The organism is Pseudacidovorax sp. 1753, from assembly GCF_040544975.1.
In the GTDB taxonomy this organism is placed as follows: domain Bacteria; phylum Pseudomonadota; class Gammaproteobacteria; order Burkholderiales; family Burkholderiaceae_C; genus Xenophilus.
The window spans coordinates 1-12,394 of the sequence record NZ_JBEPKY010000043.1 but is presented as its reverse complement, the minus strand read 5'-3'; the positions used below and the strand labels follow the sequence as shown (position 1 = coordinate 12,394).

Here is a 12,394-nt window from a genome sequence, read left to right as displayed (position 1 = left end):
CCGCCACGCCGGGCGGCGTCGATGCTGGCTGCCAGCAGCGCTTCGATGCCTTCTTCCCCCACGCGCTGGCGCCAGCGCGTGAGGCTGGACGGATCAATGGGCAGTTCGGTCTGCAGGTAGGTTTCACCGCAGAAGAACTGCCAGTAGGGGTTCTCGACCCAGGTGTTGACCACGGCTTCGTCAGAAGCATCGAAGGTGTGCTGCAGGTACAGCAGGCCGGCGATCAGGCGCGATGGCAAGGCAGGGCGGCCACGCCCGGAGGTGAACGAGACCGCGAACGTGCGCTCGATCTCGGCCCAGTCGATCAGCGCAGCCAGCTTGACCAGCGGGTGCTTCATGTTGATCTGCTCGTCCAGCCTTGGACGGAACAGCTCGGCCGTCTGTGGCTGCGAAGGCTTCGGGCCCATCGGACTCCTCGGAGGAATTTGCAAGAAACAGCATCTGCTGATGCCTATACCTTGCAAATCCCGCGCCCGCCCGGCTGACAAACTTCACGCAAGATCAACGGCTTACGGGTTGTTCAGGGCGGACTAGGTAGCCGCCGAAACTGGCAGATGCCTATTTAGCATAATTGATTAATCTGTCGCAGCGGTCGAGCATCGTTCAAATTTTTAATATTCGTTAGCCGTCCAGTAATCAAAAAGGCCACTAATTTACTTAATTCAATGAGGCATGTGTTTAATCGTATTGCACAGCGATACGAGTCTTCTTCCCGCGCGAACCAGTATGCAATGGAGTTTGACTGGTCATGATCAGCTATTTTCGAGGAATAGCTCGCCATCTATCAGGATTTTTTAGATTTCACGCAACATTTCAAAATCTCACTCAAAAAATAAATCTTTAAGATCTTTAATTTCCTTGGTTGATCTAACTTTTTCCCAGGATATAGAATCATTCAACCGCAATACGGCGATAAGACGCGACGTGCCACTGAATTGTATTCCCATCCAAATCTCCTCGTTTCCCAATGAGGCGCAGCTGTACGCTTTATACAAGCCATCTGCACTAATATCCGATATTAGTCCGTAATCTTGAACTACTTCTAGTAAATCTTTTTTCAGAGATTGATATATGAACGTCCGAACGTAGTCTTCCCATTTTCTTGAATTTTCTCCATATTGACCACCAAATATTTTTGGGAGGAATTCCACCGCCGAAGAATTTTCAAGGCAACAATATATTAATGATTGCTGGCAGGCAATCCAAACGTCAGAATCTTTCAAACAATCAATCATAGCTTAGGAAATTTAAATTTAGCAGGCTGTCCATTATTAATATCTCTAATTCCTGAACTATTAATGTCTACCGAGGCTGTCGTCGGATCAGTTTTCGTCGCCTGCCCAGCAGGTCTGTATAGCACAGACGTTCCATCTGGAAGTTTGGCTAACCACCCATTTCCTATAGGGGTAACGCTAGTGGGCGTCTTACCATTGAAAGCGTCCGTCGCAAACTTTTCTGCAGTCGCATTTGGGTCAGACGAAGGGGGCATGGGAATCGGTGTGCCGCTACCTCCGATTCCCGGAGGAAGTTTTCCTGTTGGATCGAGAATGCTTGGAGGAACGGCGTAGACATTTACGCCCGCGGCAGGCGGTAGCGGGTTGGCGTTGCTACCGGTAAGTATGTCAATGTCTGGGATGGTGTTGCCTGCGCCATATCCGCCCGCGGCATTACCGTCCTGCGGATCCGTGATTTGATTCCCCCCGATCGTCTGACTTCCCGGGGCCGGCTGTACGAGCTGATTGCCGCCCGTATTTGTCTGCTGTTGAGGTTGACTGCCCGCCCCATATCCGCCGCCTGCTGCCGTGGTCCCGCTGGGAGGCGGGGCTGTCATCAAGTTGATCAGCCCCTGTGCAAAGCCATAGGTCAGTAGACTTGCCGCAAACATGCTCTGCGACACGCCTGGACTGATACCGTACTGCCTCTGGAGGTCTTGGGCACCGTTATCGAACGCGGCCTGTACCTGCTCAGGCGTCACCCCACGGCTTGCCAACCCGGTTGCCGTTAACACGGGACCTATGCACGCAGGTGCTCGGACGCAGGCTAAGGCTGCTGTCCTCATCAGGCTCAGTTCAAAGTTGTTAGCGGCCGCATTCTGGCTGGCCCAGTTCGCCACATTGAGCTGGGGTGCATCTGCTCCTGCCAGGGCTGCGCCCAGCGTGCCCACCATGCCTGCAAACTCGGTCGTGCCTGGACTCGGGCCGTTCATCAGGATGTCTAGGGGTTCGCGACCGCTGTTGTAGAAGATAGCAGCCGCCTCGCCCAATGCCGCTCCGATGGCGCCCGCTTCGCAGCCGCCGCCGTTGCCAGCTTTGGCCGCGCCGCCGATGCAGCCGGCAATCGTGTGCGATGCGTAGCTGGCAAAGCTATTGAGCTCTGTGTTGTTGCCGATCCAATTGGCCGCCTGTGCCGCCCCGGTGTTGACCAAAGCGTTAATGAAGCCGCTAGTGAGCCGGTCCTGTAGGCTGCCCCCATTGACTGCCGTGTCAATGACTGCCCGAATGGCTCCTGCTTGCAGGTTCTGCCCCAGTTGCGTGGCGAAGCTCTGGGCGCCACTGCCGGCCGTGGCCATGCCCGTCGGGTTCATGTTCAACCCCGCCAGCGCCCCGCCCGTCAGGATCGCCGTTACAAGCGAATGCACGCTGCTGCTCGACCCTAGATCCTTGAAGGTCTTGCTCAGATCAAACTGGTTGTTGATCAGGCTCACCGCTGCCTGCGAAGCCAGCGCGGAGATGCCTGCTGCAACCGCTCCGCTCACCACGCTGGAGATGGTGGCACCTGTGGCGCTCAGGAAGGTGCCACCACCCGCCAGGGCAACGCCCTCTCCCGCACCAACTGCCGCCGCATTGCCAGCAGTTGCGCCAACCCCGCTGGCCGCTCCCCAGGTCAGCCATGTGACCACCGCCGTCACGATGATTCCGCCTTCCTTGGTCAGCCCCTGATGGTCCTCCTGCCACTGCTTGTGCAGCTCCTCCACCTGCTGCCAGTCGATGCGATCCTTGAGGGTCGGGTCGTTGCCGCCGCTGTTGTTCAGGCTTGCTGCGGTGACGGTGGTGTTGCCGTTGGCGGCCAGGGTGCCGCCCTGGTTGCTGGCCGCGCCTGCGACGGAGGCCCCCAGGTCCTGGACCGCGGTGATCCTGCCGGTGTCGTTGTCCAGGCTGCCCGCGGTGACGGTGGTATTGCCGCCTGCGGCGATCATGCCCTGGTGGCTGTTGTCCAGCAGGCCGGTGGTGGTGAGGCTCAGGCTTGCGCTGCCAGCCGTGCGGATCTGGCCGCCGCCGTTGGTCAGCGTGCCGGCCGTCACTGCCGTCTGCCCATTGCTCGCGATGGCCCCATTCGTGTTGTCGAGCGCACCGCTGACGCCGATGTGCGTCGCGCCGGTGCCGGTCTGCACGATCTGGCCGGCCTTGTTGCTCAGGCTGCCGGCGTCGATGCTGATCGCGGTGGCGCTGGTCGTGCCACCGTCCTGGTTGAAGGCTCCGGTGAGATTGACGGACAGTGCGCCGTTGCTGGCAATCTCGCCGCCTGTTCCATTGACCACATAGCCGTCCAGCGAGCCGCCCAGGCCGTACTGCGGGGTGCCCGTGGTCAGCGTGACGCGCGAGGCATTGATGAAGCCGCCGCCATTGACGCTGATGCCGCTGGGGTTGGCGATGATGACTTCGGCCCGCTGGCCGGCGACTTCGATGTAGCCGTTGAGGTAGCTCGGGTTGCTGCTGGCGACCTGGTTGACGATGACGCGCGCCGGCCCCGTGGCGAGCCAGGGGTTGCCCTGGATATAGCCGCCAAGCTGACTTTGCACGGGCGTGCGGCTGTTGTTGAGGATGGCACCCGGCGCACCGACATCGAACTGGCTGTAGTGGTTGACGCTGACACCCCCGGCCGATGGCGTGGTGATGTTGACCAAGGGCACCCCGTTGGGCGCCACCAATGTCTGGGGACGTTGCGAGGGCAGTGCCAAAGGGTTCGGCACGATCTGCGCCTGCGCTACGGTCAGGGGTCCGCCGAGGGTGAGAATCGAAGCCGCGACGATCTGGCAGAGCAACCAGGGTGGCTGCGTTCCTCTTGCGCCACCCGACGCGCCGTTGCGGCCCTTGCCGGTGCTCGTTGCCGTTTCCTGAACCACCATGCGCTGAGCGCGCACGGCGTTGAAGACGATCCTATGGAGATTCCTGTTCATTGATCCGGGTGCCTCGCCGGACACCCTTTCCCCTGAGAAAATTCACGAAGAATTCTCTCGTGGGCCATTGCCAATCAATAGGGAACTATTTCACAGAACTGTTTAATCTACGTTCGACGAGCGAATTGTTAAGAATCTTGCCTCACCTCTGGAAAGCGCCTGCCAATCATCCAATCTCAAATTCAATACACCTGCGGGTCGCGAGGGCCTTGAAAGGGCTCAAAGCTGCGCTCAAATGCAGGAGAGGCAGAACCACCAAAATCGCCATCCTGCGAAGCCCTTAACACGGAGGGGCCCAAGGCTGGGAGGGGCACAGTTAGGCCGTGGTATCAGGCAGTGCGTTCCGTTGTGTTAGCCAATAGCCGTGAATTCATCCCCTGCCTAGTCAGGCGAACGACGTCGGCCGGCAGAAACTAACTTTGGGTCTTCAGCTGATTCGAAAGGTCACCGGGTCAATCAACCGGTCCCACACCACGGACCGTTTAACCCGAGGCAACTGCATCGGAAAGCTCTATTTTGCTTTCCAAATTTTGACCACAGCCCACACTTCGAAGCCCACCAAAATAATCAATGCATACGTGTTCTTCGTCACTCCATCCAAAACATAGCCTACCGCGATGTCACCCGCTTCAACAAAAATCCTACAAACAAGCGTAATAAACAACCATCGCGAGTTGTTGGCGAGCACAGAAATCAAAAGAGCAAGTACAGCGCCCAAAATTCTGACCCCGGTACTTCCGAATCCTAGCTTCGCTGAATAGGTATTCAAATCCGAGGCGGGAAAAATAATTCCGGGATTGAAGGTGTAGACGTAAAAGAAAAAGCTCCCCGCAGCAATCAGAAGCCATGCGAACAATTTCACTGATTTAGGTATGCCGGGCTCGGTTTTCAGAGTCATCATTTTCTTAACTTCGACTTTATTGAGACGGACTTCGCGTATCGACGCGGACCTCGATCTGGGAGGACGTATGCTTGCTAAGTGCGATAGTTGGCAAACCAGAGGTGTATCATTTTCTCAGCATTTTTCCGTCCTCAATTTCTTAATAATCATTTCAACTGGACAGCTTGCACAATTTTGAAGCTTTGCGCCCGCCATGGCAGCGTCAAGTCAGACATGATGACCGTCTAAGTGAGCTCAGTAGGGCCCAGGCGACCGGCTGTCCGCCTTCCCTTCATCTCGCATCACCGTCGCGCCCGCGGCCCGGTGCGCCCGCCCCATACGCGGTGAAGCAAAGGAGACATCCAGTTGGCGCTGGGCAGCCAACTGGGCGGTCAGCTGCAACCCAATGCCGGCACTGGGCCCACTCCGGCAGCCCAACCACCCTCGGAAACGGGCGTCGTACCGAGGGTGGTCGCCGCTGCAGCGCTGCAGGGGATGGCGAGCAGCTCTTGTTGATCCGCGCGCTCCTGGCCTGCGTCCCGCAGGCAAGCGACAACGCGGCCGACCCCAAGCTTCGCTGGCTGTTCAGTGGCAGGGTCGCAATGGCCCGGACTGCCGTTGGCGCCGATGGGAGGCGCTGCGGCCCATTCCCACAACGTGAGTGAATGAGCGCCCGCCTGTGTGTTGTCCGGAGGCGCCGGATCCACGCCTTGAAAAGGCGCAAAAGATGTGCAAATATTGCACATGATCCACACGACGGAGTGAAACAGATGGCCCAAAGATTCAATGTTGTCCTTTCGGACGACCTGAGCAAGCAACTCGAAGAGCTGGCCAAGGAGCGTGAGACCACCAAAGGTGATGTGGTAGCTCGTGCGCTGCAACTCTACGCAGCGGCCTTCAAGGGCCGGAAAGAAGGTCTCGCAGTCGGCGTTGCCGACCCCAAAACGCTCGAGCTCAAGCGCGAGTTTGTGGGCTTGTGACCAAGCCGGTTTCCTTCGAAGAAGGCCTGAGCGGCGTCCAGAGCGAATCGGTCAACGTGCCCAGCCGGCACAAGGCGACTGTCGAGCCTCTTGAGGATGCCGACGACAAGAGGCTGCGGCTGCACAAGGAGCTCGTCACGTTCTACTTCGCCATGTTCTTGGCGGTCTTGCTCGTGCTCAGCATGGTGGCCCTGAGCTACGCGCTCTGGCACACCTCCAACGACGCAGACAAGCGGTGGCTGCAGTCATGCATTACCGCGATCCTTGGTGGCTTGGTGGGCTTTTTCTTGAAGAAGTAGTCCGAGACGCACTCCCATGAAGCAAGGCGCGGTCCGAGTTCTCATTGGCCATCCGCCCCCGCCCATGCGCGCGACCGGCAGAGCGAGGCACTTGCAATACGGCTGGCGGGCGGATATGCCGCGAAGCCGGCTCTTGCGCAGCGGGCGCCAGGCAAGCGACTCAAGCCGTTGATTCGACGTCTACGGCAAGGTAGCAGAACGGAGGGTCGAGCACGGCCTCAATGTCGTGCGACAGATTGGCGTGCAGAAGCAGGGAGTCTCCCTGCTTGAAGGTGGCCCGGCGTGCTCCAAAGCGCAGGGTTGCCTTGCCCCTAACAACATAAATGCAGCGTAGCGCCGAAGACTGAATAAATGTTGGTTGGTCGTCTGCGCCGAGGGAAACAAGGTTCGCGGTCAAGCCCAACGCTCCATTTGACAAGCGTCCCAGCATCTCTTCACGGCCGGTCAAAGAGGACCGAGGATGGTCGACGACCAACCCTTGCCCTGCAGGCACGAACAGACCGGCGGGGGCAGCCCCCTGCTTCACGAAGAAGCGCTGGAGCGGCACGTCCAGAGCGGCTGCGATGCGAGATATCGTGTCAATCGAGGCGGCAACCAGCCCGCGCTCGATGCGAGATAGCAGAGAGCGCGACACGCCTGCGCGCGACGCCAACTCGCCGCCCGACCAATGCCGCACCTTGCGAAGCACCCGGATCTCGCCGCCGAGCGCTCTGATCGTACTGCTGCGGACCACTCCGGTCGCTTGCTCGGGAGCCTTTTGCGGCGTGCACCACGCCGCCGGAATGCGAACGACTTTGCCAGTGGGCAAGGGCGAGTTGGGTTCAGCCTTTCTCATAGCAATGCAGCGCCAAGTTAAAACCCAAAAAGGCAGACGCATCGCCCATCGGACGGCTCGCCACAGATGGAGCCAAGCCTTTTATGTAGCATAGTCTCCACATTTAATTGTGGCATAGTCTCCACTGAAAGTACAAGAGATCGCCAGCATGATTCCGGCATGCGCCCGCCCGAGAACCTCATGCTGCTTCGAGCCTTGGGCGACGAAATACGGCATCAGAGACTGAAGGCGGCACTGAGCCAAGAGGCCTTGGCAGCGTCTGCGCAGCTTGATCGCACGACCGTTGCTCGCATCGAGCTGGCTCGTGTCCATTGTTCAGTGAGTGTGTTTGTTGCCATTTCCGAAGCGCTTGGCACAGAGGCATCCAAGCTTCTGCAAGGTGCCCTGATTCGCTACAAGAAGGAACTCCGCGCATCCACGAGGCGTGCCTCGGAGTGACGCGCGCGGCAAGGCCTCGCGCTCGCAGAGGTGACAAGCAGCTACCGAGACGATGCTGAAGGCTGCCTCGTCCGCACCCATCACTGACACGTGCAGGTCCCAGCCCGGCAGAGTCCATTGAGCAACTTCGCATTTCGCCGTAGAGGGCGCCAGACTGCCTACAACGACCGCGCCCGACAGCGCGGTGGGGTCTATGCACAGACATCGAGACCTTCGCGAGACCGCTCCCCGGTCGCGCCGACGAACTGGAGCCCATGAATTTTTCCCCTGGGCAGGCTTCATCGCACGCTGCACAAGGAACGCTCGCGAGGTCAGCGGCCCAGGCTTCCGTAGACTCTCGACTTTTCCAAAGGAATCCAATGGCAGAACCGAAGAGCGGCTTCGCACGTCCCATGACCCCCAGCGCAGAACTGGCGGCCATCATCGGCTCGCAGCCGCAGCCGCGCACCCAGGTCACCAAGTTGATCTGGGACTACATCAAGGCGAACAATCTGCAGAACCCCGCCAACAAGCGCAACATCCTGTGCGATGCCAAGCTCAAAGCGGTGATGGGAAAGGATGAAGTCACGATGTTCGAGATGACCGGCCTCGTCGGGAAGCACCTGAGCTAATATCTCATCGCTCGGCTGCCATCTGACCACCCCTTGGAAGCCGGGCGAGGTACTCCAAGCCTCTTGAGGATCTGCGCTGGCAGGTCCTTTTTTTTGCCGCCGATGACGGCGTGACTACCTAGACCCGCCGTACTGGCACCGAGGGCTATGGCGTCCCTTTTCCGGGAGCAGTGCGGGCTGATAGCGGTCAAGCTCCGGAAGATCAAGGGCAAGACGATCGTCTCGATCAACGACCACCCCGACATCCGCCGCGCCCTCGACGGGTTCCAGATGGAGAGCCTGGTCGTCGACTGCACGGTGGGCGGCGGGGCGAACCGAGCCGAGCGGCAGGAGCTGATCTGATCATCAACAGCTGGGACCGCGAAGCGGAACTGGCCAAGCTGTTCTGAGCGGGTAGACGCAAAGATGCGCATCTGCCATTTGGCCTGATGCCTCCGTAGTCGCCCGCCGGTACAAACGAAGCATGGCCACACTCTTCCACGCCACCAGTGCGTACCTGGCGCCCGACAGTGTCATCGAGCCTGGCAACTACGGCCGCATTCTTCGTCTGTACCCCCATGATCAAACCAATGTCGGCAATGGTTGGAGGCTTGCGACCGAGCTCGCGTTCGAAGAGAAGCGCGTGCGGTGCTTCCCGAACCTGCCGAGTCGACTGCGGAGTTGTTTTGCATTCCCTGACCGAGAGGCGGCTGCGGCGGCTCGTGGGCGAATGGCGACGTTGGACGTGCTCTACGAGGTTGAGCTGGCTGACCCTGACGCCCCGCAGCACGTCGGCGACTTTGATCTGATTTCGAGGTGCTACACCGCGGCGCAGGGTGACCTGTTCTTGCAGAAGGTCGATGACGCTAGCGACGTGTACTGGTCTGGAAGAGGACTGGGGGTGAAGGAGCTGCTGACGGCCGGCGGCCTGCGAGTGGTTCGGCGCATCAGCTGGCCACCGACGCCGTAACGTTGCTAGTAATTCCTTTGCGGTCGTTGAATCGTACCCGTCCGGCGGCCACGCTGTAGCGGTGGCCCTCGACCTCGACGTGGAAGTCGATGTGCACTGTCACCGCTTGCCAGAGCGCCCAGGTCCACGGCGGCCTGGGCGGCGGCCGCAGCGCCGGGGTGTCGATGGCGGCGAACAAGCTCGCGCGTGTGGGCGGCGCGGTATTCCTCCCACAGCAGCGTCAGCGTCACGCCCTTGCGCGCAACTCGACGAGCACGCTGGCGAAGTCGGGCTTGGCCACGCGGTGCTGCTCGGCCGAGGTGCCGAACAACCGCCTTTTCAGCTCGGCCTGACCCAGCGGTTCGACGGCCTCCCAGCGGTTCAGGCTCACAGCGCCGGCCAGCGCCACGTACATCGCCACCACGCCCTTTGAAGCCGACAGGCTCCGGTCGATTGCTTCATGCGACAGCCCGCCGTGCAGCTTCAGTCGCAGTACATCCTTGATCATGCGTATGCCCATTGTTGGCGGTGCCATCGGCGCTCCGGCTAAAGGACGGCGGCCTATGGCTCCGCGGGGCAGTCATACGCTACCCTTTCATTCCCCCAGACCTCGCCGGTCACGGCTCCGGACTAATCGGTCACGATCCCGGAACGGGCGGTCACGATGGGCCGAAATACGCGGGAGGCTCTGTCTGAGCGAACTCCGCCTCGATCAGGCTTGCCTGCCCAGCTTTTCCTAAGCATCCTTAGTTCGAGTTGGGCGTCCCTCTCGCGTCTGTTCGCTGAGTGCCTCTCGGCACCCCCTCCTCCCCAGCACCATAAATCGAACACTATGAAGATAACGTTCGATTTATCGATCTCACCCTTGACAGGGCATGACTCATAGAGCAGAATGCTCGACAAATCGAGTCGTAACTTGTTTGAGCTCGATTTATCAATCATGCGTGTTGACCAAACCACTCCTCTTTCAGATAAGCAACTTAGAGCAGCTCAGGAGCTTGGCTCTGCTGTTTCGCGGCTTCGGGTCGCGCGTCGAGTGCGGCAGGAAGAGGCAGCCGTTCGGGCCGGCATGTCGCGGAACACGGCCTATCGGCTCGAAAAAGGTGACCCGGGCATCGCGATTGGCCAAGTGCTGCGGTACGTGGACGCTATTGCACCAGGTCTGAGCCTTGTGGATGTGCTTATGCAGCGCGACGCCTCTCTCAAAGCGCTGGAGGCACGTGAGAAGACCACTCGCGTGCGCGCGATGACGAAGCAAGAGGCCCGAGAGCTGGACTTCTAATCGGCTCAGGCGGTTGTGGCAGCCCAACAGAACAAGCGCGTCGTCTTCGCTCACTTGGACGGCCAGTGGGCACCCGCGGGCCTCTTGACGCTCACTGAAGACGGAGCGCAGGTCCAAGCGTCCGAGTTCGCCTATGGCCGGCGCTACCTGGAGCGATCCAACGCTCTAGAGGTGGACCCTGTCAGCCTTTCGTTACAAGACAAGGAGGCATTGAAAGCGGTCGTGCTCAATCCGCCTAACGGCTTGCCCCAATTCGGAGGCATCCGTGACGCGGCACCGGACGCTTGGGGTCGGCGCGTCATTGAGGCCAAGTTGAAAGTTCCGGCCAACAGCCTGCCAGAATCCGTCTACCTTCTACATGCCGGAAGTAATCGAGTTGGCGCCTTGGACGTGCGCGCTTCCATTCAGGACCCGCCCTCCGGGGGAGTCGCAGACTGGCACAGCCTGCAGTACCTGATGGATGCAGCCGAACGTATCGAGTCCGGGGAGCCGGTGCCGGCACGGCTGGAGGCAATTTTCGCTGGTGGTACTGCGCTGGGCGGAGCACGACCCAAAGCCTCAGTTTCAGACGAACAAGGCGTTTTCTGGCTTGCGAAGTTCGCAAGCCGCAATGACCCTCTGAACGTTCCAGGAATCGAGGCGGCGACACTTCGGCTCGCTTCCGAATGCGGGCTGACGGTGCCACCCGTGAAGGTCATCGAGGTGGGCACTCGTCAAGTGATGCTCATACGGCGATTCGACCGCTACTGGGTAGCGCCCGGCGAGCCTGCCGTCATGGAGCACCTGATGCAGACCGCTCCAGGCGCCGGCCGCATCGAAAAGCGGCTTGCCTTCGTCAGTGGCCTGACTTTGCTGGCGTGTGATGAAACTGAGTCCATGACCAAGAGCTACGCGGACCTGGCGCGCGCCATCCGTCGATACTGCCACGTCTCGGTTGTTCGCGACAACAACCGCGAGCTCTTTGGTCGGATGGTCTACAACATCTTGGTGAGCAATGACGACGACCATTTGCGCAACCACGGATTCGTCTGGGACGCTCACATCGGAGGATGGCGCTTGAGTCCGCTGTACGACGTGATGCCGCGGCCGAGCGTTGCTTTCGAGCGGCAGCTGCATTTAGGCATCGGCGCTCAGGGGCGGGCAGCAACCCTGGACAACGCGTTGTCCCACAAAGAAGCGTTCAATTTGTCCGAGCGCGACGCCTGTGAGGTCATATCTCGCATCGCCCGCTGCACCAGGCAATGGCGCGTGTATTTCGAACAATACGGAGTGGCCGAAAAAGACGCGGAAGCCGTTGCACCCGCGTTTCGCCGCATCGAAGACGTCGCGAGCCCTGAACTCAGAAAACGGCTCCCTTGACCCTGCGCGCATGCAACGCGGAGCTGTTAGCTGCCAGCTCTTAACTGGTTGGCTCCGGCAGCAACAATCCACGTCTTTTTTCCACCGCGTTCACCAGCGCCGCGCTCAAGTCGCCGCGCCCTGCGTGACCTTCTGGGTGAGCGTCCAGTCCGCCCATCTTGAAAGTCTGCCCGGCTTAAAACGGCCAGACGCTTAGGCGCTCTACTCCAAGGTCCCGTCTGCGGCATGCCTATGGTCTCAGTCACATCACTGTCATTCGCCAGCACCGCATCTCTTCGTCAGCGCGCATACCTCGCCGAAGCCTAGCCCGGCGAAGGTGGATGGATTGCCAGAGCGCTGCTGCTATCGATTACGGTGGTGATGGTGCAGCCAGTAGCAGCCCAACCCTTCCTATGAAAACGCCAGAGACAAGAACGACGCCGGCCCCACTTGTAGGGCCTCGATCCCGTGGAGCACATTGGCGTCAAAGGTCAAAGCGTCGCCAGGTCGAAGCTCAACAACCTTGTTACCTAGTCCGCCCTGAACAATCCCGTTCTCAGCCGCATGCAGGGCGGTTGTCGAGCGAATGGGCGATCAGCGCGGCGATGACCTCCTGCACGGACAGC

At 59.8% G+C, this 12,394-nt stretch carries 15 protein-coding genes; 8 read left to right on the top strand and 7 right to left on the bottom strand.

The annotated features are described in order from the left end of the window. The 4 genes from ABIC63_RS29580 to ABIC63_RS29565 form a co-directional block, all read right to left on the bottom strand. Window positions 1–407, bottom strand: a 407-nt coding sequence (locus tag ABIC63_RS29580; RefSeq protein ID WP_354322420.1) for a transposase, incomplete at its 3' end; no start/stop codon positions are given. 414 nt (window positions 408–821) lie between these two features. Next, window positions 822–1,223 (bottom strand): hypothetical protein, encoded by a 402-nt coding sequence (locus ABIC63_RS29575; protein ID WP_354322419.1) that lies wholly within the window; start codon window positions 1,221–1,223, stop codon window positions 822–824. Between the two features lie 8 nt (window positions 1,224–1,231). Further along, a complete protein-coding gene (locus tag ABIC63_RS29570; RefSeq protein WP_354322418.1) occupies window positions 1,232–4,177 on the bottom strand; it encodes a two-partner secretion domain-containing protein in 2,946 nt (981 codons plus the stop codon). Between the two features lie 511 nt (window positions 4,178–4,688). Beyond that, entirely contained in the window at window positions 4,689–5,075 is a 387-nt protein-coding gene (locus ABIC63_RS29565) for a hypothetical protein (RefSeq protein WP_354322417.1), read from the bottom strand. Between the two features lie 752 nt (window positions 5,076–5,827). On the opposite strand from ABIC63_RS29565, the gene ABIC63_RS29560 reads away from it, so the two are divergent. Together ABIC63_RS29560 and ABIC63_RS29555 are read left to right on the top strand one after the other, a co-directional pair. Further along, complete coding sequence (locus ABIC63_RS29560) at window positions 5,828–6,037, top strand: transcriptional regulator (RefSeq protein ID WP_354322416.1); 210 nt, start codon at window positions 5,828–5,830, stop codon at window positions 6,035–6,037. Next, window positions 6,034–6,336, top strand: a complete 303-nt coding sequence (locus ABIC63_RS29555) for a hypothetical protein (RefSeq protein WP_354322415.1) — start codon at window positions 6,034–6,036, stop codon at window positions 6,334–6,336. Before ABIC63_RS29560 ends, ABIC63_RS29555 begins: the two co-directional genes overlap by 4 nt. 160 nt (window positions 6,337–6,496) lie before the next feature. On the opposite strand, the gene ABIC63_RS29550 is transcribed toward ABIC63_RS29555, so the two are convergent. Further along, on the bottom strand, window positions 6,497–7,144 hold the full coding sequence (locus ABIC63_RS29550; protein WP_354322414.1) for a helix-turn-helix domain-containing protein: 648 nt from the start codon (window positions 7,142–7,144) through the stop codon (window positions 6,497–6,499). A gap of 186 nt (window positions 7,145–7,330) precedes the next feature. On the opposite strand from ABIC63_RS29550, the gene ABIC63_RS29545 reads away from it, so the two are divergent. The 4 genes from ABIC63_RS29545 (at window position 7,331) to ABIC63_RS29530 (ending at window position 9,169) form a co-directional block, all read left to right on the top strand. Next, on the top strand, window positions 7,331–7,609 hold the full coding sequence (locus ABIC63_RS29545) for a helix-turn-helix domain-containing protein (protein ID WP_354322413.1): 279 nt from the start codon (window positions 7,331–7,333) through the stop codon (window positions 7,607–7,609). A 359-nt stretch (window positions 7,610–7,968) separates the two neighbouring features. Then, a complete protein-coding gene (locus ABIC63_RS29540) occupies window positions 7,969–8,220 on the top strand; it encodes an SWIB/MDM2 domain-containing protein (protein WP_017759560.1) in 252 nt (83 codons plus the stop codon). A gap of 147 nt (window positions 8,221–8,367) precedes the next feature. After that, window positions 8,368–8,562 (top strand): DNA methyltransferase, encoded by a 195-nt coding sequence (locus ABIC63_RS29535; RefSeq protein WP_354322412.1) that lies wholly within the window; start codon window positions 8,368–8,370, stop codon window positions 8,560–8,562. Window positions 8,563–8,683: 121 nt separating this feature from the next. Beyond that, window positions 8,684–9,169, top strand: a complete 486-nt coding sequence (locus ABIC63_RS29530; protein WP_354322411.1) for a DUF2441 domain-containing protein — start codon at window positions 8,684–8,686, stop codon at window positions 9,167–9,169. Here the strand turns inward: ABIC63_RS29530 and ABIC63_RS29525 are convergent. Beyond that, window positions 9,147–9,347: a Mu transposase domain-containing protein gene (locus ABIC63_RS29525; protein WP_354322410.1), complete on the bottom strand. Its 201-nt coding sequence runs from the start codon at window positions 9,345–9,347 to the stop codon at window positions 9,147–9,149. The two genes, ABIC63_RS29530 and ABIC63_RS29525, sit on opposite strands and share 23 nt — an antisense overlap. A gap of 48 nt (window positions 9,348–9,395) precedes the next feature. Next, window positions 9,396–9,656, bottom strand: coding sequence for a hypothetical protein (locus tag ABIC63_RS29520; RefSeq protein ID WP_354322409.1), 261 nt, complete (start codon window positions 9,654–9,656; stop codon window positions 9,396–9,398). Window positions 9,657–10,040: 384 nt separating this feature from the next. On the opposite strand from ABIC63_RS29520, the gene ABIC63_RS29515 reads away from it, so the two are divergent. After that, window positions 10,041–10,430, top strand: a complete 390-nt coding sequence (locus ABIC63_RS29515) for a helix-turn-helix domain-containing protein (protein WP_354322408.1) — start codon at window positions 10,041–10,043, stop codon at window positions 10,428–10,430. An 84-nt stretch (window positions 10,431–10,514) separates the two neighbouring features. Continuing rightward, window positions 10,515–11,789, top strand: coding sequence for a type II toxin-antitoxin system HipA family toxin (locus ABIC63_RS29510; protein ID WP_354322407.1), 1,275 nt, complete (start codon window positions 10,515–10,517; stop codon window positions 11,787–11,789). Window positions 11,790–12,394: the final 605 nt, after the last annotated feature.